The sequence below is a fragment of the Streptomyces sp. NPDC059695 genome, assembly GCF_042733785.1.
In the GTDB taxonomy this organism is placed as follows: Bacteria; Actinomycetota; Actinomycetes; order Streptomycetales; family Streptomycetaceae; genus Streptomyces.
In genome coordinates, this window is the sequence record NZ_JBHWFF010000022.1 from 118,220 (window position 1) to 140,381 (window position 22,162).

Genomic DNA, 22,162 nt, shown 5'->3' on the forward strand with positions numbered 1-22,162 from the left:
CTATGGGACTCGAAGAGAAACTCCCGAGCGGCTTTCTGCTGACGACGGTCGAACAGGCCGCGGGCTGGGTGCGCAAGGCGTCCGTGTTCCCCGCGACCTTCGGCCTCGCCTGCTGCGCCATCGAGATGATGACCACCGGAGCAGGCCGGTACGACCTGGCCCGCTTCGGCATGGAGGTCTTCCGCGGCTCACCGCGCCAGGCCGACCTGATGATCGTGGCCGGCCGGGTCAGCCAGAAGATGGCGCCCGTCCTGAGGCAGGTCTACGACCAGATGCCCAACCCCAAGTGGGTCATCTCCATGGGCGTCTGCGCCTCCTCGGGCGGCATGTTCAACAACTACGCGATCGTGCAGGGCGTCGACCACATCGTGCCGGTCGACATCTACCTGCCCGGCTGCCCGCCGCGTCCGGAGATGCTCCTGGACGCGATCCTCAAGCTCCACCAGAAGATCCAGTCCTCGAAGCTCGGCGTGAACGCCGAGGAGGCGGCCCGTGAGGCGGAGGAGGCGGCGCTCAAGGCACTGCCGACCATCGAGTTGAAGGGTCTGCTCCGGTGAGTGACGAGACACCCAACCCCGAGAAGGAGCTGAGCGGGCAGAACCTGCCCGGCCAGCGCGGGGACCACGGCGAGGAGGTCCGCGTCCAGCGCGGCATGTTCGGCGCCGACAAGGGCGGCGACACCTCCGGCTACGGCGGACTCGTCCGCTCCGTCCGGCTCCCCGGCCCGGCCGCCCGCCCGTACGGCGGCTGGTTCGACGAGGTCGCCGACGAACTCGAAGGCGCGCTGGAGGAGCAGGGGCTCCTCCCGGAGAACGCCATCGGGAAGACGGTCGTCGACCGCGGCGAGCTCACCTTCCACATCGAGCGCGAGCACCTGGTCCGCGTGGCCCGCACCCTGCGCGACGACCCGGCGCTCCGCTTCGAGCTCTGTACCGGCGTCTCCGGCGTGCACTACCCCGGCGACAAGGGCCGCGAGCTGCACGCCGTCTATCACCTGCGCTCGCTCACCCACGGGCGGCTGATCCGCCTGGAGGTCTCGGCCCCGGACAGCGAGCCGCGCATCCCCTCGCTCGTCGCGGTCTACCCGACGAACGACTGGCACGAGCGCGAGACGTACGACTTCTTCGGCATCGTCTTCGACGGCCACCCCGCCCTCACCCGGATCATGATGCCGGACGACTGGCAGGGCCACCCGCAGCGCAAGGACTACCCCCTCGGCGGCATCGCCGTCGAGTACAAGGGCGCCCAGATCCCGGCTCCGGACCAGCGGAGGTCGTACAGCTGATGTCCACCGAACACGCGTCTCCGCGGGAGACCACAGAGGGCGCCGTCTACACGGTGACCGGTGGCGACTGGGAAGAGGTCGTCCAGTCCGCCGCCAAGGCCGACGACGAGCGCATCATCGTCAACATGGGGCCCCAGCACCCGTCCACCCACGGCGTGCTCCGCCTCATCCTGGAGATCGACGGCGAGACCGTCACCGAGGCCCGCTGCGGGATCGGCTACCTCCACACCGGCATCGAGAAGAACCTCGAGTTCCGGACCTGGACGCAGGGCACCACCTTCGTCACGCGCATGGACTACCTCACCTCGTTCTACAACGAGACGGCGTACTGCCTCGGCGTGGAGAAGCTCCTCGGCATCACCGAGCAGATCCCGGACCGCGCCAGCGTCATCCGCGTCCTGCTCATGGAGCTCAACCGGCTCTCCTCGCACCTGGTGTGCATCGCCACCGGCGGCATGGAGCTCGGCGCCACCACGATCATGATCTACGGCTTCCGGGACCGCGAGATGATCCTGGACCTGTACGAGCTGATCACCGGCCTGCGCATGAACCACGCGTTCATCCGCCCCGGCGGCCTCGCCCAGGACCTCCCGCCCGGCGCCGTCGACGCCGTGCGCGAGTTCGTGAAGACCATGAAGAAGAACCTGCCGGAGTACGACAAGCTCGCCACCGGCAACCCCATCTTCAAGGCCCGCATGCAGGACGTCGGCTACCTCGACCTCACCGGCTGCATGGCCCTCGGCGCCACCGGACCGATCCTCCGGTCGGCGGGCCTCCCGCACGACCTGCGGAAGACCGACCCGTACTGCGGCTACGAGAACTACGACTTCGAGGTCCCGACCGCCGACACCTGCGACTCCTACGGACGCTTCCTCGTCCGCCTGGAGGAGATGCGCCAGTCCCTCCGGATCGTCGAGCAGTGCCTCGACCGCCTGGAGCCCGGCGACGTCATGGTCGGCGACAAGAAGATCGCCTGGCCGGCGCAGCTCGCCCTCGGCACCGACGGCCTGGGCAACTCCACCGACCACATCGCGAAGATCATGGGCACCTCCATGGAGGCCCTGATCCACCACTTCAAGCTGGTCACCGAGGGCTTCCGGGTCCCCGCCGGCCAGGCCTACGCGGCCGTGGAGTCCCCCAAGGGGGAGCTCGGCGTGCACGTCGTCTCCGACGGCGGCACCCGCCCCTACCGGGTCCACTTCCGCGACCCGTCCTTCACCAACCTCCAGGCCATGGCCGCGATGTGCGAGGGCGGCCAGGTCGCCGACGTCATCGTCGCCGTCGCCTCCATCGACCCCGTGATGGGAGGCGTCGACCGATGACCGACCAGATCAGTCTGGGCATGCCCCAGCTCCCCGCCCCCGCGTACCCGGCGGACGTCCGCGCCCGCCTGGAGGAGGACGCCCGGGAGATCATCGCCCGCTACCCGGACTCCCGCTCCGCGCTCCTGCCGATGCTGCACCTCGTGCAGTCGGAGGAGGGGCACGTGACCCGCACCGGCATGCGGTTCTGCGCCGAGCTCCTCGGCCTGACCACCGCCGAGGTCACCGCGGTCGCCACCTTCTACACGATGTACCGGCGCAAGCCCTCCGGCGACTACCAGGTCGGCGTCTGCACCAACACGCTCTGCGCGGTCATGGGCGGCGACGCCATCTTCGAGGAGCTCAAGCAGCACCTCGGCGTCGGCAACGACGAGACCACCGAGGACGGCAGCATCACCCTCGAACACATCGAGTGCAACGCCGCCTGCGACTTCGCGCCCGTCGTGATGGTCAACTGGGAGTTCTTCGACAACCAGACGCCCGAGTCCGCCAAGAAGATGGTCGACGACCTGCGGGCCGGACGCACCGTCGAACCCACCCGCGGCGCCCCGCTGTGCACCTTCAAGGAGACCGCCCGCATCCTCGCCGGCTTCCCCGACGAGCGCCCCGGCGCCGTCGAGGCCACCGGCGGCGCGGGCCCCGCCTCCCTCGTCGGCCTCCGACTGGCCAAGGGCGAGACCCCGAACCACCGAATCGTCCACCCGCGCGGTGAGGCAGCCAGTCAGGAGGGGGAGTGATGACCTTGGCCGCCGAGATCAACAACAGCAGCCCCGAGAAGCTGCTCGCACCCGTCCTCTCGGCCTTCTGGGACCAGCCCGACTCCTGGACCCTGGAGACCTACGAGCGGCACGAGGGCTACCAGGGCCTCAAGAAGGCCCTCGCGATGAGCCCCGACGACCTCATCGCGTACGTCAAGGAATCCGGCCTCCGCGGACGCGGCGGCGCCGGCTTCCCCACCGGCATGAAGTGGCAGTTCATCCCGCAGGGCGACGGCAAGCCGCACTACCTCGTCGTCAACGCCGACGAGTCCGAGCCCGGCACCTGCAAGGACATCCCCCTCCTCTTCGCCAACCCGCACTCCCTCATCGAGGGAATGATCATCGCCTGCTACGCGATCCGCTCCGAGCACGCGTTCATCTACCTGCGCGGCGAGGTCGTCCCCGTCCTGCGCCGCCTCCACGAGGCCGTCCGCGAGGCCTACGCGGCCGGCTACCTCGGCCGGAACATCCTCGGCAGCGGTCTGAACCTCGAACTCACCGTGCACGCCGGCGCCGGCGCGTACATCTGCGGCGAGGAGACCGCCCTGCTCGACTCGCTCGAAGGGCGCCGCGGCCAGCCCCGGCTGCGCCCCCCCTTCCCCGCGGTCGCCGGTCTGTACGCCTGCCCCACCGTCGTGAACAACGTCGAGTCCATCGCCTCGGTTCCCGCGATCCTGAACAAGGGCAAGGACTGGTTCACCTCGATGGGCAGCGAGAAGTCCCCCGGCTTCACGCTGTACTCGCTCAGCGGGCACGTCGCCTCGCCCGGCCAGTACGAGGCCCCCCTCGGCATCACCCTGCGCCAGCTCCTCGACATGAGCGGCGGCATGCGCCCCGGCCACCGCCTCAAGTTCTGGACGCCCGGCGGCTCCTCCACCCCCATGTTCACCGACGAGCACCTCGACGTGCCCCTCGACTACGAGGGCGTCGGCGCCGCCGGATCCATGCTCGGCACCAAGGCGCTCCAGTGCTTCGACGAGACCACCTGCGTCGTCCGGGCCGTCACCCGCTGGACCGAGTTCTACGCCCACGAGTCCTGCGGCAAGTGCACCCCCTGCCGCGAGGGCACGTACTGGCTCGTCCAGCTGCTCCGCGACATCGAGGCCGGCAAGGGCAAGATGTCCGACCTCGACAAGCTCAACGACATCGCCGACAACATCAACGGCAAGTCGTTCTGCGCCCTCGGCGACGGCGCCGCCTCGCCGATCTTCTCCTCGCTGAAGTACTTCCGCGACGAGTACGAGCAGCACATCACGGGCAAGGGCTGCCCCTTCGACCCGGCCAAGTCGACCGCCTGGGCGGACAACCACAAGGAGGTGACCGCATGACCGTCATCGCGTCCACCCCCAGCGGCGGCGGCAGCGCGCCCGTACCGCCCGAGGACCTCGTGACGCTGACCATCGACGGCGCCGAGATCTCCGTCCCCAAGGGGACGCTGGTCATCCGCGCCGCCGAACAGCTCGGCATCGAGATCCCGCGGTTCTGCGACCACCCGCTCCTCGACCCCGCCGGCGCCTGCCGCCAGTGCATCGTCGAGGTCGAGGGCCAGCGCAAGCCCATGGCCTCCTGCACCATCACCTGCACCGACGGCATGGTGGTGAAGTCCCAGCTGACCAGCCCCGTCGCCGAGAAGGCCCAGCACGGCGTGATGGAGCTGCTGCTCGTCAACCACCCGCTGGACTGCCCCGTCTGCGACAAGGGCGGCGAGTGCCCCCTGCAGAACCAGGCCATGTCCCACGGACAGGCCGAGTCCCGCTTCGAGGGCGTCAAGCGGACGTACGAGAAGCCCGTCCCGATCTCCACCCAGGTGCTGCTCGACCGCGAGCGGTGCGTCCTGTGCGCCCGCTGCACCCGCTTCTCCAACCAGGTCGCGGGCGACCCCATGATCGAGCTCATCGAGCGCGGCGCGCTCCAGCAGGTCGGCACCGGCGAGGGCGACCCCTTCGAGTCGTACTTCTCCGGCAACACCATCCAGATCTGCCCCGTGGGCGCCCTCACCTCGGCCGCCTACCGCTTCCGCTCCCGCCCCTTCGACCTGGTCTCCTCGCCGTCCGTCTGCGAACAGTGCGCCGGCGGCTGCGCCACCCGCACCGACCACCGGCGCGGCAAGGTCATGCGGCGGCTCGCCGCCGACGACCCCGAGGTCAACGAGGAGTGGATCTGCGACAAGGGCCGCTTCGGCTTCCGGTACGCCCAGCAGCGCGACCGGCTGACCACCCCGCTCGTCCGGAACCAGGAGAACGGTGAGCTGGAGCCCGCCTCCTGGCCCGAGGCCCTGGAGGCCGCCGCCCGCGGACTCGTCCGCGGCCGGACCGGCGTCCTGACCGGCGGCAGGCTGACCGTCGAGGACTCCTACGCGTACGCCAAGTTCGCCCGGGTCGCCCTCGACACCAACGACGTCGACTTCCGGGCCCGGATCCACTCCGGCGAGGAGGCCGACTTCCTCGCCTCCGCCGTCGCGGGCCGGGGACGCGACCTGGACGGGTCGGGTGTCACCTACACCTCCCTGGAGGCCGCCCCGGCGGTGCTCCTCGTCGGCCTGGAGTCCGAGGAGGAGGCCCCCGGCGTCTTCCTGCGGCTCCGCAAGGCCTGGCGCAAGCACGGCCAGAAGACCTACGCCGTCGCCCCGTTCGCGACCCGCGGCCTGGAGAAGTCGGGCGGCATCCTGCTGCCCGCCGCCCCCGGCACCGAGACCGAGTGGCTCGACGCCCTCACCTCCCGGGTCGGCCTCTCCGAGGACGGCGCCGCCGCGGCCGAGGCCCTCCGCCAGGAGGGTGCCGTCCTCGCCGTCGGCGAGCGGCTCGCCGGCGTGCCCGGCGCGCTCACCGCCGCCCTGCGCGCCTCCGCCGCCACCGGCGCCCGCCTCGTGTGGATCCCGCGCCGCTCCGGCGAGCGCGGCGCCGTCGAGGCCGGCGCGCTCCCGGCGCTCCTGCCCGGCGGCCGGCCCGCGACCGACCCCCGCGCGCGGGAGGAGGTCGCCGCCGTCTGGGGCGTCCGCGAACTCCCGCACCGCTACGGCCGCGACACCGGCCAGATCGTCGAGGCCGCCGCGGGCGGCGAGCTCGGCGCGCTGCTCGTCGCCGGCGTCGAGGTCGCGGACCTGCCGGACCCGGCCCGCGCACGCGAGGCCCTCGACGCGGCCTTCGTGGTCTCCCTGGAGCTGCGGCCCGGCGAGGTCACCGACCGGGCCGACGTCGTCCTGCCCGTCGCGGCCGTCGCCGAGAAGCCCGGCACCTTCCTCAACTGGGAGGGCAGGGCCAGGCTGTTCGAGGCCGCGCTGAAGCCCGAGCAGATGACCCGGCCCCTCGCGCCGACCGACGCCCGGGTGCTCCACATGCTGGCCGACGCCCTCGACGTCCACCTCGCCCTGCCCGACCTGCGGTCCGCGCGGCGGGAGCTGGACCGGCTCGGCGGCTGGACCGAGGAGCGGGCCTCCGAGCCCACCGCGCACGCCGTGCCCGCGCCCCGGCCCGGGGACGGGGAGGCCGTCCTCGCCGGACACCGCCTCCTCCTCGACCTCGGCAGGCTCCAGGAGGGCGACACCGCGCTGGCCGGCACCCGGCACGCGGCGGTCGCCCGGCTCTCCGCCGCCACCGCCGCCGACACCGGCGTCAAGGACGGCGACGTCCTGGAGGTGACCGGCCCCGCGGGCTCCGTCACCTTCCCGCTCCAGGTCACCGAGATGCCCGACCGCGTCGTCTGGCTCCCGCTGAACTCGGCCGGCCGCGGCGTCCTCTCCGACACCGGCGCCCACCCCGGCGACCTGGTCCGCATCGGCCCGGCGACCCCGCAGGAGGTGCAGGCATGACCACGCCGCTCGCCGCCGAAGACCTGTCCATGTTCGGCACGGACCCCTGGTGGCTCGTGCTGATCAAGGCCGTCTTCTGCTTCGCCTTCCTGATGGTCACCGTGCTCTTCTCCATCGTGTGGGAGCGCAAGGTCGTCGCCTGGATGCAGCTGCGCATCGGCCCCAACCGGCACGGCCCCTGGGGCATGCTCCAGTCCCTCGCGGACGGCATCAAGCTGATGCTCAAAGAGGACGTGATCGTCAAGAAGGCCGACAAGGTCGTCTACGTCCTCGCCCCGATCATCGCCGCGATCCCCGCCTTCATGGCGATCGCCGTGATCCCCTTCGGCCCGGCCGGCAACGAGGTCTCGATCTTCGGCCAGCGGACCGCGATGCAGCTCACCGACCTGCCGATCGCGATGCTGTACGTCCTCGCGGTCGCCTCCGTCGGCATCTACGGCATCGTCCTCGCGGGCTGGTCCTCCGGCTCCACGTACCCGCTGCTCGGCGGCCTCCGGTCGTGCGCGCAGATGATCTCGTACGAGATCGCGATGGGCGCGGCCTTCGCCTCGGTCTTCCTCTACTCCGGGTCCATGTCGACCTCGAAGATCGTCGAGGCGCAGGCGGACCGCTGGTTCGTGATCCTGCTGCCGGTCTCGTTCATCATCTACATCGTCACGATGGTCGGCGAGACGAACCGCGCCCCGTTCGACATGCCGGAGTCCGAGGGCGACCTCGTCGGCGGCTTCAACACCGAGTACTCGTCCATCAAGTTCGCGATGTTCATGCTCGCCGAGTACGTGAACATGGTGACGGTCTCGGCCGTGTCGGTGACGCTCTTCCTCGGCGGCTGGCGGGCCCCGTACCCGGTCTCCACCTTCTGGGAGGGCGCGAACCACGGCTGGTGGCCCATGCTCTGGTTCGTCATCAAGGTGCAGCTGCTGCTGTTCTTCTTCATCTGGCTCCGCGGCACCCTGCCCCGCGTCCGCTACGACCAGCTGATGAAGCTCGGCTGGAAGGTCCTCATCCCGGTCGCCGTGGTCTGGCTGATGCTGGTCGCCACCGTCCGCGCGCTGCGGAACGAGAACATCGCGTTCTCCAACATCGTGCTGTACGTGGCCGGTGCCGTCCTCGCGCTGCTGCTGCTGTCGTTCCTGGTCGACGTGTTCCGCGACCGGAAGACGAAGGCGGCCGGGGCGGGCGCCGCGGAGGAGACCTCCTTCGACCCGATGGCCGGCGGCTTCCCCGTACCGCCCAAGCCCGGACAGTCCCTGCCGGCCGTGCCCCGGCGCAGGCCCCGGCGCGACCGGGACCTCGTTGTCAGCGGCGCCCCCGATACTGCTACTGCGAGTGATGGAAAGGAGACGGACGGTGTCTGATTTCCAGAATCCGGTGGCCGGCTTCGGCGTGACCTTCAAGGCCATGTTCAAGAAGCGGCTGACCGAGCAGTACCCGGAGCAGCAGAAGACGACGGCGCCCCGCTTCCACGGCCGGCACCAGCTCAACCGTCACCCCGACGGTCTGGAGAAGTGCGTCGGCTGCGAGCTGTGCGCCTGGGCCTGTCCCGCCGACGCCATCTACGTCGAGGGCGCGGACAACACCGACGAGGAGCGCTACTCGCCGGGCGAGCGGTACGGCCGCGTCTACCAGATCAACTACGCCCGCTGCATCCTCTGCGGACTGTGCATCGAGGCGTGCCCCACGCGCGCGCTGACGATGACGAACGAGTTCGAACTGGCCGACTCCTCCCGCGAGAACCTGATCTACACCAAGGAGCAGCTCCTCGCGGGCCTGGAGGAGGAGATGGTCGACTCGCCGCACGCGATCTTCCCGGGCATGACCGAGCAGGACTACTACCGGGGCCTGGTCACCGGGGCCGCACCCGGCACGGTCCGTCAGGTCGCCGTCTCCAAGGGGGAGAAGGGCGAGCCGGAGGGGGCGGAGGCATGAGCGCGAACCTCGCGGCGTACACGACGTCCACCGGTGAGGCCTTCCAGTTCTGGGTCCTCGGCACCGTCGCCGTCGTCGGCGCGCTGTCCACGATCCTGATGAGGAAGGCCGTGCACTCGGCGCTCTCGCTCGCCGGGACCATGATCGTCCTGGCGGTCTTCTACCTCGCCAACGGCGCGTACTTCCTCGGCATCGTCCAGATCGTCGTCTACACCGGCGCGATCATGATGCTCTTCCTCTTCGTCGTCATGCTGGTCGGTGTCACGGCCGCGGACTCGCTGAAGGAGACCATCAAGGGGCAGCGCTGGTGGGCCGCCGCCTGCGGCCTCGGCTTCGGCATCCTGCTGGCCGCCGGCATCGGCAACGCCTCGCTGACGGAGTTCGCCGGCCTCGGCGCGGCCAACAGCGCCCACGGCGGGAACGTCGAGGGACTCGCCGCCCTCATCTTCACCAAGTACGTCTTCGCCTTCGAGATCACCGGCGCGCTGCTCATCACGGCGGCCGTCGGCGCGATGGTGCTCACCCACCGCGAGCGCACCGAGCGGGCCCGCACCCAGCGCGAGCTCTCCGAGCAGCGCGTGCGCGAGGGCTCGCACGTGCCGCCGCTGCCCGCCCCCGGCGTGTACGCCCGGCACAACGCCGTGGACATCGCCGGTCTGCTGCCCGACGGCACCCCCGCCGAGCTCACCGTCATGCAGACCCTGCGCAAGCGGGGCCAGATCCGGGACGTGTCCACCGAGGCGATGGCCGACCTCAAGGCCCTGGAGCAGCGCTCCGAGGAGCGGCTCGGCCGGGACCGGGACGAAGAGGAGGCCACCCGGTGAATCCCGTCAACTACCTGTACCTCGCCGCCCTGCTGTTCACCATCGGTGCGGCCGGGGTGCTGATCCGGCGCAACGCGATCGTCGTCTTCATGTGCGTGGAGCTCATGCTCAACGCCTGCAACCTCGCGTTCGTCACGTTCTCCCGCATGCACGGCAACCTCGACGGCCAGATCATCGCGTTCTTCACGATGGTCGTCGCCGCCGCGGAGGTCGTCGTCGGGCTCGCGATCATCGTGTCCGTCTTCCGTGCCCGCCACTCGGCCTCGGTCGACGACGCCAGCCTGATGAAGCTGTGAGGGGCTGACCGTGGAAAATCTCATTGCGCTGCTCATCGGCGCGCCCCTGCTCGGCGCGGCGGTGCTGCTCCTCGGCGGGCGGCGGCTCGACCGGTACGGGCACTGGATCGGCACGGCCCTCGCGGCCGTCTCGTTCGCGCTCGGCCTGGCGCTCTTCGCCGACATGCTCGGCAAGAGTGCCGACGACCGGGCCCTGCACCAGATGCTCTACACCTGGATCCCCGTCGAGGGCTTCCAGGCGGACATGGCCTTCCAGCTCGACCAGCTGTCGATGACCTTCGTCCTGCTGATCACCGGGGTCGGCACGCTCATCCACGTCTACTCCATCGGCTACATGGAGCACGACGAGCGCCGCCGCCGGTTCTTCGGCTACCTCAACCTGTTCGTCGCGGCGATGCTCCTGCTCGTCCTCGCCGACAACTACCTGCTGCTGTACTTCGGCTGGGAGGGCGTCGGCCTCGCCTCGTACCTCCTGATCGGCTTCTGGCAGCACAAGCCCACCGCGGCCACCGCCGCGAAGAAGGCCTTCCTGGTCAACCGGGTCGGCGACATGGGCCTCTCGATCGCCATCATGATCATGTTCACCACCTTCGGCACCTTCGCCTTCGGGCCGGTGCTCGCGGCGACCGACCAGGCCTCCGAGGGCAAGCTGACCGCGATCGGCCTGATGCTGCTCCTCGCCGCCTGCGGCAAGTCGGCCCAGGTACCGCTGCAGTCCTGGCTCGGGGACGCGATGGAGGGCCCGACCCCGGTCTCGGCCCTCATCCACGCGGCCACGATGGTGACCGCCGGTGTCTATCTGATCGTCCGCTCCGCCGACATCTTCAACGCCGCGCCGGACGCGCAGCTCGTCGTCACCGTCGTCGGCGCGGTCACGCTCCTCTTCGGTGCGATCGTCGGTTGCGCGAAGGACGACATCAAGAAGGCGCTCGCCGGTTCGACGATGTCGCAGATCGGCTACATGATCCTGGCGGCCGGCCTCGGCCCCATCGGCTACGTCTTCGCGATCATGCACCTGGTGACGCACGGCTTCTTCAAGGCCGGGCTCTTCCTCGGTGCCGGATCCGTCATGCACGGCATGAACGACGAGGTCGACATGCGGAAGTACGGCGGCCTGCGGAAGTACATGCCGGTCACCTTCATCACCTTCGGCCTCGGCTACCTCGCGATCATCGGCTTCCCGGGCCTGTCCGGCTTCTTCTCCAAGGACAAGATCATCGAGGCGGCCTTCGCCAAGGGCGGCACCGAGGGCTGGATCCTCGGCTCGGTCACCCTGCTCGGCGCGGCCATCACCGCGTACTACATGACCCGCGTGATGCTGATGACCTTCTTCGGCGAGAAGCGCTGGCAGCCCGACGAGAAGGGCGAGCCGCCGCACCCGCACGAGTCGCCGAAGTCCATGGTGATCCCGATGGTGCTCCTCGCCGTCGGCTCGGTCGCCGCGGGCGCGCTCTTCGAGTTCGCCGGGTTCGTCGAGTGGCTGGAGCCGGTCACCGGCTTCGAGCACGGCCACGCGCCGATCAGCGCCGCGGCCGTCACCACCGCCACCGTCGCCGTCATGGTGATCGGCGTCGGCCTCGCGTACCTCCAGTACGGCCGCAAGCCCGTCCCCGTGGTCGCCCCGCGCGGCTCGCTCCTCACCCGGGCCGCCCGCCGCGACCTGCTCCAGGACGACTTCAACCACGCGGTCTTCGTCACCGGCGGCACGCACCTGACGCGCTCGCTGGTCTATGTCGACCACAGCCTGGTCGACGGCGTCGTCAACGGCACCGCGGCCGCGGTCGGCGGACTCTCCGGCCGGCTGCGCAAGCTCCAGAACGGCTACGTCCGCTCGTACGCGGTCTCCATGTTCGGAGGTACGGCGGTGCTGATCGCCGCGACCCTGCTGATGAGGGCGGTGTAACCACCATGTCCTTCCCGCTCCTTACGGTGACGGCAGCGGTGCCGGCGGTCGGTGCGATCCTCACCGCCGCCGTCCCCGCGGCTCGCCGCACCGCAGCCAAGTGGCTGGCGCTGACCGTCTCGCTCGCCACGCTGGTCCTGGCCGGGGTGGTCTGGGCCCGGTTCGAGCCCGGCGGCGACCGCTACCAGCTGGTCGAATCCCACTCCTGGATCAAGGACTTCGGCGTCCGGTACGAGCTCGGGGTCGACGGCATCGGGGTGGCGCTCATCGCGCTCACCGCCCTGCTGATCCCGTTCGTCGTCCTGGCCGGCTGGCACGACGCCGATCCGCTGGAGACCTCCTCGAAGCGGTGGCGGCCGACGCAGGGCTTCTTCGCCCTGATCCTCATGGTCGAGGCGATGGTGATCCTCTCCTTCGAGGCCACCGACGTCTTCCTCTTCTACATCCTCTTCGAAGCCATGCTCATCCCGATGTACTTCCTCATCGGCGGCTTCGGCGACCGCGCCCACAGCGGCTCCGACGAGAACGCGGCGGCCCAGCGCTCCTACGCGGCGGTCAAGTTCCTGCTCTACAACCTCGTCGGCGGCCTGATCATGCTGGCCGCCGTCATCGGCCTCTACGTGGTCGCGGGGAACTTCTCGCTCACCGAGATCGCCGAGGCCCGGGCCAACGGCTCCCTGGAGATGGCGACCAGCACCGAGCGGTGGCTGTTCCTCGGCTTCTTCTTCGCCTTCGCGGTGAAGGCGCCGCTCTGGCCGCTGCACACGTGGCTGCCGAACGCGATGGGGGAGGCCACCGCCCCGGTCGCCGTCCTCATCACCGCCGTCGTCGACAAGGTCGGCACCTTCGCGATGCTCCGCTTCTGCCTCGGCCTCTTCCCCGAGGCGAGCAAGTGGGCCACCCCCGCGATCGTCGTCCTCGCGCTCATCAGCATCGTGTACGGCGCGCTGGTCGCGGTCGGCCAGCGGGACATCAAGCGCCTGGTCGCCTACGCCTCGATCTCGCACTTCGGCTTCATCATCCTGGGCATCTTCGCGATGACCACCCAGGGCCAGTCCGGTGCCACGCTCTACATGGTCAACCACGGCATCTCGACGGCCGCGCTGATGCTCGTCGCCGGCTTCCTGATCTCCCGGCGCGGCTCGCGGCTCATCGCCGACTACGGCGGCGTGCAGAAGGTCGCCCCGGTCCTCGCCGGAACCTTCCTGATCGGCGGCCTCGCGACCCTGTCGCTGCCCGGACTCGCGCCGTTCGTCAGCGAGTTCCTGGTCCTGGTCGGCACGTACGCCCGGTATCCGGTGGCCGGGATCATCGCCACCACCGGCATCGTCCTCGCCGCGCTCTACACCCTCGTCCTGTACCAGCGGACGATGACCGGGCCGGTGAAGGAGGAGGTGCGGGCGCTGCCCGACCTGAAGGCGCGCGAGCTGGCCGTGGTCGTCCCGCTGATCGCCGTCCTCATCTTCCTCGGGGTCTTCCCGAAGCCGCTGACGGACGTCGTCAACCCGGCCGTGGAGCACACCATGTCCGACGTCCAGCAGAAGGACCCCCAGCCCCAGATTCAGAACGTGGAGGCGGCCAAGTGAGTTCCATGGCTGTCCACAGCTTGTGGACGACAGCTGCCGAGCCGCTGGACAAGATCCCGGCGCCCCACATCGAGTACACGCAGCTCTCGCCCGTGCTCATCGTGCTCGGCGCCGCGCTCGTCAGCGTCCTCGTCGAGGCCTTCGTGCCCCGCAGGGGCCGCTACCACAGCCAGGTGTTCCTGTCCGTCCTCGCGCTCGTCGCCGCCTTCGCCGCCATCGTCGGCCTGGCGGCGGGCGGATACGGCTCCACCAAGGCCCACATCGCGGCCATGGGCGCCATCGCCGTCGACGGACCCGCCCTCTTCCTCCAGGGCACCATTCTGCTCGCCTCCCTGGTGGCGGTCTTCACCTTCGCCGAGCGCAGGCTCGACCCGGCCGACCACGGCCACAAGGTCGACTCCTTCGCCGCCGAGGCCGCCGCCGTCCCCGGCAGCGACCAGGAGAAGGCCGCCGTGAAGGCCGGGTTCACCACCACCGAGGTGTTCCCGCTGGCGCTCTTCGCGATCGCCGGCATGCTGGTCTTCCCGGCCGCCAACGACCTCCTGACGCTCTTCGTCGCCCTGGAGGTCTTCTCCCTCCCGCTGTACCTGCTCTGCGCCGTCGCCCGCCGCAAGCGGCTGATGTCGCAGGAGGCGGCCGTCAAGTACTTCCTGCTCGGCGCCTTCTCCTCGGCCTTCCTGCTCTTCGGGATCGCCCTGCTCTACGGCTACGCGGGCTCCGTCTCGTACGCCACCATCGCCCGTGTCGTCGACGGCTCCATCGGCTCCGTCGACCCGGCGCTCGCCGACACCATGGGCAACGACGTACTGCTGCTCATCGGCTTCGCGATGGTCCTCATGGGACTGCTCTTCAAGATCGGCGCCGTGCCGTTCCACATGTGGACCCCGGACGTCTACCAGGGAGCCCCGACCCCGGTCACCGGCTTCATGGCCGCCGCCACCAAGGTCGCCGCCTTCGGCGCGCTGCTCCGCCTGCTGTACGTGGTGCTCCCCGGCCTCACCTGGGACTGGCGGCCGGTCATGTGGGGCGTCGCCGTCGTCACCATGCTCGGCGGTGCGATCGTCGCCATCACCCAGACCGACATCAAGCGCCTCCTGGCGTACTCGTCGATCGCGCACGCGGGCTTCCTGCTCGCCGGTGTCATCGCCGCCACCCCGAGCGGGATCTCGTCCGTCCTCTTCTACCTGGGGGCGTACTCCTTCGTGACGATCGGCGCCTTCGCCGTCGTCACCCTGGTCCGGGACGCGGGCGGCGAGGCCACCCACCTGTCCAAGTGGGCCGGTCTCGGGCGTCGTTCGCCGCTCGTCGCGGCGGTCTTCGCGGTCTTCCTGCTCGCCTTCGCCGGCATCCCGCTGACCTCCGGCTTCTCCGGGAAGTTCGCGGTCTTCAAGGCGGCGGCGGACGGTGGCGCGGGCGCCCTCGTCGTGGTCGGTGTGATCTCCTCGGCGATCGCCGCCTTCTTCTACATCCGGGTCATCGTGCTGATGTTCTTCAGCGAGCCGAAGGCGGACGGCCCCACGGTCGCCGTGCCCTCGCCCCTGACGGGCATCACGATCGCGGCGGGCGTCGCGGTCACCGTGGTCCTCGGCCTCGCCCCCCAGTACTTCCTGGACCTGGCGAACCAGGCGAGCGTGTTCGTGCGGTAGCGCGGACCGCGCGCGCGAAGGGGCCCGGCTCGGGGGCGAGCCGGGCCCCTTCGCGGTCCTGACACGGCGCGCGGGGCGTGGCATCGTGGACGCGCCTATTGGTCTGTACCTCTTGGGGAGGGGGTCCTGTGCGCGGGACCACGGTCTTACCCGGGGCGCCCAGCGCCGTGCCCCGGGACGGAGAGCCGCCGGTGCACCGGCTCGAACTGCGACGCCCGGGCCAAGTGCCCTTCGCCGCCGGGGGATTCGACGCCATGGGGCCGATGTCCCGGGCCGACTATCCGCACCGGCACACCTTCTACGAGATCGTCCACGTCGTGGACGGCACGGGCACCCACGTGCTCGACACCGAGCGCCACCCCGTCCGGCCGCCGCAGCTCGGGGTCATCCTCCCCGGACAGGTGCACCGATGGGAGGGCGTACGCGGACTCGAAGGGTCGCTGGTGCTCTTCACCCCCGAGTTCCTCGTGGGCGGGGTGGGCGACGAGGAGCTCCTCCGGCGGCTCGGGGACCGGCCCTGGGTGGGACTCGACCTCGCCGCGCACGAACGGACCTCCCGGCTGATGGAGGAGCTGGCCGACGAGTACCGGCGCGGCGACGACGGCTTCGCGGGGGTGCTGCGGTCGCTGCTGCACGTGCTGCTCGTGCGGGCCGCCCGGGTGCCCGGGGAGCGCGCGGCGCCCGCCCCGCCGCGGGGGCTCGCCGAGGAGTTCCTGGCCCTCGCCGGCCGGGCCGCCGCCGAGGGGGTGTCCGTACGGGAGTGCGCCGGGCGGCTCGGAGTGTCCGCGGGACATCTGAACGAGGCCGTGCGGTGCGCCACCGGCCGGACGCCCGCCGCACTGCTGCGGGAGGCGCGGGCCCGGGAGGCGCAGCGGCTGCTGGTCTCCACGCGCCTGTCCGTGCGGCAGGTGGCCGCGCGGGTCGGCTTCGACGACCCCGCCTACTTCTGCCGCTTCTTCCGGCGGGAGGTCGGGCACAGTCCGGGCGACTTCCGAAAACACCACGACCGCCCGGTTCCGTCCCTCGAAGGCGGCGGCGGGGGCTCGTAGGTTCGTGCCGATCCCAGCCCCCCACCCGAGGAGCCAGGCACATGGACAGCGAGACCAGCACCGGGCACGTCACCCGCAAGGCCGTGCTGAGGGCCGCGGTCGCGGCCGGCATGGCCGTACCCGCCGTACTCATGGGCGTCCCCGCCCTCGCCCGGACCCTGACCGACGGCGCGGCGCCCCTCGACCTCACCCCGGACTGCGACGACGGCGACGACCCCACCCCGCCGCAGATGGAGGGGCCCTACTTCAAGCCGTCCTCCCCGCTGCGCAGCAGCCTCCTGGACGGCCCCGGCACGCGGCTGACCGTCAGCGGCTACGTCTTCGGGCGGGCCTGCCGGCCGATATCCGGGGTCCTGCTGGACTTCTGGCAGGCCGACACCAACGGCGCCTACGACAACACCGGGTTCAAGTTCCGCGGGCACCAGTTCACCGGCGCCGACGGCGGCTTCACCCTCACCACGATCGTCCCCGGGCTCTACCCGGGCCGCACCCGCCACCTCCACGTCAAGGTGCAGGCGCCCGGACGGCCGGTGCTCACCACCCAGCTGTACTTCCCGAACGAGCCCCGGAACAACACCGACTCGCTCTTCGACGCGCGGCTGCTGATGACCGTCCGGGACGGCGGCGGCGGCCGGGAGGCCGCCTTCGACTTCGTGCTCGACGTCCCGCAGGACCCGGGCCCGACGCCGACACCGACGTCGACCGCGACCACCGCCCCGCCCGGCGGTACCTGGACCGCCGGACGGGCCTACAAGGCCGGGGACGCCGTCACCTACGGCGGCCGGGGCTACGCGTGCCTCCAGGCGCACACGGCCCAGGCCGGCTGGGAGCCGCCGAACGTCCCCGCCCTCTGGCGGGCCGTCTGAGGCTCAGGCCGAGGGCACGATCCGGCCGCGGACCTCACCGAGGGTCACCCGGGTGCCGTCCGGACCCGGGGCCCAGGCGGTGAGGACGACCTCGTCGCCGTCCTCCAGGAACGTCCGCTTACCGCCCGGCAGTTCGAGGGCGTCGCGGCCGTTCCAGGTGAGCTCCAGGAGCGAGCCGCGCTGGTTGACCTCGGGCCCGGAGACCGTGCCGGAGCCGTACAGGTCGCCCGTGCGGAGCGAGGCGCCGTTCACCGTCATGTGGGCGAGCTGCTGGGCCGCCGTCCAGTACATGGAGGAGAACGGCGGCTCGGCCACCACCTCGCCGTTGATCTCCACGGAGATCCGCAGGTCGAAGCCGCCCGGCTCCTCCTCGGCCGCGTCGTCCAGGTACGGCAGGAGGGGGAGGTCCCGGGCGGGCGGTGCCGTGCGGGCCGCGTCCAGGGCCTCCAGGGGCGTCACCCACGCCGAGACCGAGGTCTGGAACGACTTGCCGAGGAACGGGCCCAGCGGCACGTACTCCCAGGCCTGCACGTCCCGCGCGGACCAGTCGTTGAGCAGCGTCAGACCGAAGACGTGGTCCCGGAAGTCCGCCAGCGGGACCGGCTTCCCGAGCTCCGACGGGGTGCCGACCAGGAAGCCGACCTCCGCCTCGATGTCCAGCTTGACCGAGGGGCCGAAGACCGGGGCCGGGTCGGACGGGGCCTTGCGCTGCCCCGAGGGGCGCACGACGTCGGTGCCGGACACCACGATCGTGCCCGCACGGCCGTGGTAACCGATCGGCAGGTGCTTCCAGTTGGGGGTGAGCGCGTCGCCGTCGGGGCGGAAGATCTTCCCCACGTTCGTCGCGTGGTGCTCGCTCGCGTAGAAGTCGACGTAGTCCGCGACCTCGTAGGGCAGGTGCAGCGTCACCGCGTCCAGCGGGTGCAGCAGCGGCTCGATGTCCGCGCGGTGCGCGGGCACCGTCACCCAGGCCGTCAGCGCCCGGCGGACGTCGCGCCAGGCGGTCCGCCCGGCCGCGAGGAGCGGGTTGAGGCTCGGCTGCGCGAGCAGCGCCGCGTACGGGGAGCCGAGCGCGTGCGCCGCGGCACCGGCGTCCAGGACGTGCCCGCCGATGCGGACGCCGAGCCGGCGCCGCCCGGGCTCGTCGGCGGTGGAGAAGACGCCGTACGGGAGGTTGTGCGGGCCGAAGGGATCGCCCTCGGCCAGGTCGAGCGGGCTGTGCTCGGACATCGGTGCGTGCCTCGCTTTCCACGTGTGTGGGGGACACGTTACGGGTCGGGCCGCCGGGCGCGGATGACATGGATCACACAGAAAGTGCGGCCTCCGTGGGCAACTGTCCACGTATGGGGGGGTTGTGTCGCGAGAGCGTCCGGAACACCCCCGCGAGCTGCGGAAACAGGGCTGCCGTCGGCCTGATTCCGGCCCTACGATCACGGTGGTGTCGCGCCGCGTGAAGGAACCGCGGGCGCGCGCCCACCACATTCTTCGCAGTCTTTCTCTGACCAGGAAAAGGTCCACAACGTGAAGATCCGTCGCATTCTGGCGACCGCCGTGGCCGCAGCCGTGACCACCCCGGTCGTGTTCCTCTCGGCCGCCCCGGCGTTCGCCGACACCAAGCCGACGTCCGCGCCCTCGCAGAAGCCCGCGGGCCACGAGGACGACCCCGAGGACGACATGCCGTCCCTCGATGAGCTGAAGGCCGCCGTCGCCGCGGCGCAGAAGGCGTACGACGAGGCCGTCGCCGAGGTCGCCGCGGCCAAGGCCGACATCGAGGCCCGGGAGAAGGCCGACCACCCGCTCAGGGTCGCCGCCGACGCCGCGAAGAAGGCCGCCGACGAGGCCGCCGCCGCGAAGACCGCCGCCGACGAGGCGCTCGCCAAGGCCGAGAAGGCCGTGGCGGACCTGCCCGAGACGGCGACCGACGAGGACAAGAAGGCCGCCGCCGACGCGGTCACCGCCGCGAAGAAGACCGCCGACGAGGCCGCCGCCGCCAAGACCGCCGCCGACGCCAAGGCCAAGGAGGCCCAGAAGGCCCTGGCGGACGCCGACGTCGAGGCGTGGCGGGTGCTCGGCCTCGCCCAGAAGGTCGAGAAGGCCGCCAAGAAGGACCTCGACGACGCCAAGGAGGAGCTCGCCTTCTACGAGGAGATCGGGGAGGAGTGCACGGAGGACCCCGCGGTCAAGGTCAAGCTGACCGGACCGAAGCAGGTCACCGCCGGCCAGCCCACCGTCTTCTCGCTCCGCGTCACCAACACCTCCGACCACGCCCTGGACGTCGTCAACGCCTACGCGAACGCCATGCGGCAGCCCGCGGCCGGCGAGGAGATCGACGAGGACACGGACTTCTCCAAGCTCGTCCTCCCGCTCGAGTGGTCCTCCGCCGACGCCCCGGAGTGGACCCGGTTCACCGAGGAGTTCGACTCCATCGAGGTCGGCAAGCTCGCCAAGGGCGCCAGCTACGACGTGAAGCTCCGCCTCACGGTCGACGCGAAGGCCGCCGCCGGCAAGGGCATGGTCTTCGGTTACGGCGAGTACGAGAACAACGACGGCAGCTGCGGCGTCGGCGACGACTTCGCGAACGTGACCTTCGACATCCTCGCCGCCGACAAGGGCGACAAGCCCACGCCGAAGCCGTCGGAGACGACCGCGACGCCGACCCCGGCTCCGAGCGCCACCACCGGTGGCAACGCGAACACCACCCAGCAGGGCGGTTCGTCGAACACCCCCGTGAACGGCACCCTCGCCGCCACCGGTGCGAACGACACCCTGCCGCTCGGCTACGCCGCGGCCGGGGCCGTCGCCCTGGGCGCCGGCGCGCTGGTCGTCGCCCGCCGCCGCAAGGCCGGCGCGCAGGCGTAACCCCTGACCGGTCCCCCGTACGGCGTGAGTTCAGCCCGCCGTACGGGGGATCCTCTTTTCCCAGGTCCGGTGGAAGACGACCTCGCCGCCCTCCTTGCACACCACCTCGTTCTCGGTGAGGAAGGCGTCCGCGTCGCAGGAGATCTCCGAGCGGGTGTCGATCGTGACGTCCCAGGCGAGCTCGGGGCGGTGCAGCCGGACCGACCACTCCGAGCGGGTCCGGGCGGACAGCGGGCCGCTCTCGTCGATCGTGTACGTCTCCACGGCGTCCTCGGTGAACTCCAGGCCGTCCGGGTACACGCGCGTGCCGCCGTACTTCGGGTCGACCTCCAGGGTCCACTCGCCCCTGGCCACGTCCCGGACCACCACGCGCTCCGGGCGCGGCTCCTCCAGGGTCCGCGGGTAGACCACCCCGAGGGGCGGGGACTGCTCCGGCTCCTCCCACGTGACGGCGTCCTCGGTGGGCGCGCGGACCGGGAGGGTGAGGGACGAGCCGGCCGGGTCGAGGGTGAAGCCGGCGGCGTCGGGCTGGGGCCAGATCCACGGCCAGTACGTGGAGGAGACGGCGAGGCGCACCCGGTGGCCGGGCGCGAAGGCGTGCCCGATGCCGTTCAGCTCGAAGTCGAAGCTCTCCGTCTCGCCGATCTGGGCCTCCACGGCCCGGTCGCGGCCGTAGCGGGCGGAGAAGTTCAGGGCGCCCCGGGTGACGAGGGTGGAGGAGCCGTCCGGGGCGATGTCGCAGAGCCGGGCGATCACCTGGCCGGTGGGGGCCGCCGAGCGCAGGGCGAGGCTCACGGAGGGCCGTCCCAGGATCCGGAGGGGGCCGCCGTCCTCGGGGACGGGGAAGTCGAAGCAGGCCGAGTGGGCGTCCTCGTCGCGCTGGTCGGGGGGCAGGTCGGCGTCGTTGCCGAAGGGGAAGAAGCGGCCCGCGTCGAGGCCGGTCTGCTGGGGCGAGTCGACGACGACCGGGGCGCCCTGGAAGCCGTACGTGACGGGGGTGACGTGCGGGGAGGGCCAGGCGGGGTCGGTGACCCAGCGGCCGGGCAGCTCCTCGTAGACGGTGGCCGGCGGGTGCGAGTCGCTGATCCAGGAGCGCAGCAGCGGCTCGGCCATCACGTCGTTCTCGGCGTCCTTGAGGTGGTGGTCCCACCAGCGCAGGGTCTCCTGGAGGAAGCCGATCGCCGGTCCCGGCGGCAGGCCGCGGTCGGGGTACTGGTGGGACCAGGGGCCGATGATGCCGCGTACCCGGTCCTGGGGGAGGTGCCGGGCGAGCCGCAGGACGGTGTCGCGGTAGGGGTCGTGCCAGCCGCCGACGGCGAGGACGGCGGCCCGGATCGCCCCGTAGTCCTCGCAGACGCTGCCGTGCTTCCAGTACGCGTCCCGGGTCTGGTGGGCGAGCCAGGTGTGGATGAGCGGCTCGACGGCCTCCAGGCGCCTCAGCCACAGCTCGCGCCACTCCTCGCCCGCGTACAGCGGGTCCGGGGGCCGGGAGACGAAGGCGAGCATGGTGGCGGCCCAGGCGTGCATGTCGACGCCCAGGACCGAGCCGCCCATGTAGTGGACGTCGTTGTCGTAGCGGTCGTCGGTGGAGCAGACGGTGACGACCGCCTTGAGCGGTTCGGGGGCGAGGGCGGCGATCTGGAGCGAGTTGAAGCCGCCCCAGGAGATCCCGAACATGCCGACCCTGCCGGTGCACCAGTCCTGCTCGGCGAGCCAGTTCACGACGGCGACGCCGTCGGCGAGCTCGACGGGGTCGTACTCGTCGCCGGGGAGGCCCTCGCTGTTGCCGTGGCCGCGGACGTCGACCCGTACGGAGGCGTAGCCGTGGCCCGCGTACCAGGGGTGGCGCTGCCAGTCGCGGGGGGCGGTCCAGTCGGTGAGGCGGTACGGCAGGTACTCCAGGAGGGCCGGTACCGGCTCGTCGGTGAGCGGGCGCCACACGCGCGCGTACAGCCTCGTCCCGTCGGGCAGCGGGATGCGGATGTCCTCGTGGCGGGTCTCGTACGGGAAGTCGGTACGGATCTTCGTCAT

General features: G+C 71.2%; 18 protein-coding genes. 16 read left to right on the forward strand and 2 right to left on the reverse strand.

Annotated features, from left to right (window positions below):
- Nucleotides 1-2 precede the first annotated feature (2 nt).
- The 15 genes from ACFV2S_RS26045 (at nt 3) to ACFV2S_RS26115 (ending at nt 17,272) form a co-directional block, all read left to right on the forward strand.
- On the forward strand, nt 3-557 hold the full coding sequence (locus tag ACFV2S_RS26045; protein ID WP_030318842.1) for an NADH-quinone oxidoreductase subunit B family protein: 555 nt from the start codon (nt 3-5) through the stop codon (nt 555-557).
- Nucleotides 554-1,285 carry an NADH-quinone oxidoreductase subunit C gene (locus tag ACFV2S_RS26050; protein WP_383792628.1) on the forward strand — a complete coding sequence of 244 codons (732 nt, stop codon included), beginning with the start codon at nt 554-556 and terminating at the stop codon, nt 1,283-1,285. Before ACFV2S_RS26045 ends, ACFV2S_RS26050 begins: the two co-directional genes overlap by 4 nt.
- The gene (locus ACFV2S_RS26055; RefSeq protein ID WP_383792631.1) at nt 1,285-2,607 is read left to right on the forward strand and encodes an NADH-quinone oxidoreductase subunit D; all 1,323 of its coding nucleotides are present in this window, start codon (nt 1,285-1,287) and stop codon (nt 2,605-2,607) included. The genes ACFV2S_RS26050 and ACFV2S_RS26055 overlap by 1 nt, the downstream gene beginning before the upstream one ends.
- The gene (nuoE, locus tag ACFV2S_RS26060) at nt 2,604-3,344 is read left to right on the forward strand and encodes an NADH-quinone oxidoreductase subunit NuoE (protein WP_383792634.1); all 741 of its coding nucleotides are present in this window, start codon (nt 2,604-2,606) and stop codon (nt 3,342-3,344) included. Before ACFV2S_RS26055 ends, nuoE begins: the two co-directional genes overlap by 4 nt.
- Entirely contained in the window at nt 3,341-4,693 is a 1,353-nt protein-coding gene (nuoF, locus tag ACFV2S_RS26065) for an NADH-quinone oxidoreductase subunit NuoF (RefSeq protein WP_385563689.1), read from the forward strand. Before nuoE ends, nuoF begins: the two co-directional genes overlap by 4 nt.
- Nucleotides 4,690-7,173, forward strand: a complete 2,484-nt coding sequence (locus tag ACFV2S_RS26070) for an NADH-quinone oxidoreductase subunit G (protein WP_385563692.1) — start codon at nt 4,690-4,692, stop codon at nt 7,171-7,173. The genes nuoF and ACFV2S_RS26070 overlap by 4 nt, the downstream gene beginning before the upstream one ends.
- Nucleotides 7,170-8,531 (forward strand): NADH-quinone oxidoreductase subunit NuoH, encoded by a 1,362-nt coding sequence (nuoH, locus tag ACFV2S_RS26075; protein WP_385563695.1) that lies wholly within the window; start codon nt 7,170-7,172, stop codon nt 8,529-8,531. Before ACFV2S_RS26070 ends, nuoH begins: the two co-directional genes overlap by 4 nt.
- Nucleotides 8,506-9,102 carry an NADH-quinone oxidoreductase subunit NuoI gene (gene nuoI / locus ACFV2S_RS26080; protein ID WP_383789507.1) on the forward strand — a complete coding sequence of 199 codons (597 nt, stop codon included), beginning with the start codon at nt 8,506-8,508 and terminating at the stop codon, nt 9,100-9,102. The genes nuoH and nuoI overlap by 26 nt, the downstream gene beginning before the upstream one ends.
- On the forward strand, nt 9,099-9,926 hold the full coding sequence (locus ACFV2S_RS26085; RefSeq protein WP_383789510.1) for an NADH-quinone oxidoreductase subunit J: 828 nt from the start codon (nt 9,099-9,101) through the stop codon (nt 9,924-9,926). Before nuoI ends, ACFV2S_RS26085 begins: the two co-directional genes overlap by 4 nt.
- Nucleotides 9,923-10,222 (forward strand): NADH-quinone oxidoreductase subunit NuoK, encoded by a 300-nt coding sequence (gene nuoK / locus ACFV2S_RS26090; RefSeq protein ID WP_017239464.1) that lies wholly within the window; start codon nt 9,923-9,925, stop codon nt 10,220-10,222. Before ACFV2S_RS26085 ends, nuoK begins: the two co-directional genes overlap by 4 nt.
- A gap of 10 nt (nt 10,223-10,232) precedes the next feature.
- The gene (nuoL, locus tag ACFV2S_RS26095; protein WP_385563699.1) at nt 10,233-12,125 is read left to right on the forward strand and encodes an NADH-quinone oxidoreductase subunit L; all 1,893 of its coding nucleotides are present in this window, start codon (nt 10,233-10,235) and stop codon (nt 12,123-12,125) included.
- 5 nt (nt 12,126-12,130) lie between these two features.
- Nucleotides 12,131-13,711 carry an NADH-quinone oxidoreductase subunit M gene (locus ACFV2S_RS26100; protein WP_383789516.1) on the forward strand — a complete coding sequence of 527 codons (1,581 nt, stop codon included), beginning with the start codon at nt 12,131-12,133 and terminating at the stop codon, nt 13,709-13,711.
- A complete protein-coding gene (gene nuoN, locus ACFV2S_RS26105; RefSeq protein ID WP_385563704.1) occupies nt 13,708-15,357 on the forward strand; it encodes an NADH-quinone oxidoreductase subunit NuoN in 1,650 nt (549 codons plus the stop codon). Before ACFV2S_RS26100 ends, nuoN begins: the two co-directional genes overlap by 4 nt.
- A 254-nt stretch (nt 15,358-15,611) precedes the next feature.
- Nucleotides 15,612-16,406: a helix-turn-helix domain-containing protein gene (locus ACFV2S_RS26110; RefSeq protein ID WP_385563707.1), complete on the forward strand. Its 795-nt coding sequence runs from the start codon at nt 15,612-15,614 to the stop codon at nt 16,404-16,406.
- Nucleotides 16,407-16,447: 41 nt separating this feature from the next.
- The gene (locus tag ACFV2S_RS26115) at nt 16,448-17,272 is read left to right on the forward strand and encodes a carbohydrate-binding protein (RefSeq protein WP_385563710.1); all 825 of its coding nucleotides are present in this window, start codon (nt 16,448-16,450) and stop codon (nt 17,270-17,272) included.
- A gap of 3 nt (nt 17,273-17,275) precedes the next feature.
- Here ACFV2S_RS26115 and fahA read toward each other — a convergent pair whose 3' ends face one another.
- On the reverse strand, nt 17,276-18,502 hold the full coding sequence (fahA, locus tag ACFV2S_RS26120) for a fumarylacetoacetase (protein WP_385563714.1): 1,227 nt from the start codon (nt 18,500-18,502) through the stop codon (nt 17,276-17,278).
- A gap of 291 nt (nt 18,503-18,793) precedes the next feature.
- On the opposite strand from fahA, the gene ACFV2S_RS26125 reads away from it, so the two are divergent.
- Nucleotides 18,794-20,131 carry a peptidase gene (locus tag ACFV2S_RS26125; RefSeq protein ID WP_385563717.1) on the forward strand — a complete coding sequence of 446 codons (1,338 nt, stop codon included), beginning with the start codon at nt 18,794-18,796 and terminating at the stop codon, nt 20,129-20,131.
- Between the two features lie 30 nt (nt 20,132-20,161).
- Here ACFV2S_RS26125 and ACFV2S_RS26130 read toward each other — a convergent pair whose 3' ends face one another.
- Nucleotides 20,162-22,162: a CocE/NonD family hydrolase gene (locus ACFV2S_RS26130; protein ID WP_383789534.1), complete on the reverse strand. Its 2,001-nt coding sequence runs from the start codon at nt 22,160-22,162 to the stop codon at nt 20,162-20,164.

What these genes read in the sequence shown, in the direction of transcription:
- ACFV2S_RS26045 (WP_030318842.1), top strand. Translation starts at nt 3, where the DNA reads ATGGGACTCGAAGAGAAACTCCCGAGCGGCTTTCTGCTGACGACGGTC.
- ACFV2S_RS26055 (WP_383792631.1), top strand. Translation starts at nt 1,285, where the DNA reads ATGTCCACCGAACACGCGTCTCCGCGGGAGACCACAGAGGGCGCCGTC.
- nuoE (WP_383792634.1), top strand. Translation starts at nt 2,604, where the DNA reads ATGACCGACCAGATCAGTCTGGGCATGCCCCAGCTCCCCGCCCCCGCG.
- ACFV2S_RS26070 (WP_385563692.1), top strand. Translation starts at nt 4,690, where the DNA reads ATGACCGTCATCGCGTCCACCCCCAGCGGCGGCGGCAGCGCGCCCGTA.
- nuoH (WP_385563695.1), top strand. Translation starts at nt 7,170, where the DNA reads ATGACCACGCCGCTCGCCGCCGAAGACCTGTCCATGTTCGGCACGGAC.
- nuoI (WP_383789507.1), top strand. Translation starts at nt 8,506, where the DNA reads ATGGAAAGGAGACGGACGGTGTCTGATTTCCAGAATCCGGTGGCCGGC.
- ACFV2S_RS26085 (WP_383789510.1), top strand. Translation starts at nt 9,099, where the DNA reads ATGAGCGCGAACCTCGCGGCGTACACGACGTCCACCGGTGAGGCCTTC.
- ACFV2S_RS26100 (WP_383789516.1), top strand. Translation starts at nt 12,131, where the DNA reads ATGTCCTTCCCGCTCCTTACGGTGACGGCAGCGGTGCCGGCGGTCGGT.
- ACFV2S_RS26110 (WP_385563707.1), top strand. Translation starts at nt 15,612, where the DNA reads ATGGGGCCGATGTCCCGGGCCGACTATCCGCACCGGCACACCTTCTAC.
- ACFV2S_RS26115 (WP_385563710.1), top strand. Translation starts at nt 16,448, where the DNA reads ATGGACAGCGAGACCAGCACCGGGCACGTCACCCGCAAGGCCGTGCTG.
- fahA (WP_385563714.1), bottom strand. Translation starts at nt 18,502, where the DNA reads ATGTCCGAGCACAGCCCGCTCGACCTGGCCGAGGGCGATCCCTTCGGC.
- ACFV2S_RS26130 (WP_383789534.1), bottom strand. Translation starts at nt 22,162, where the DNA reads ATGACGAAGATCCGTACCGACTTCCCGTACGAGACCCGCCACGAGGAC.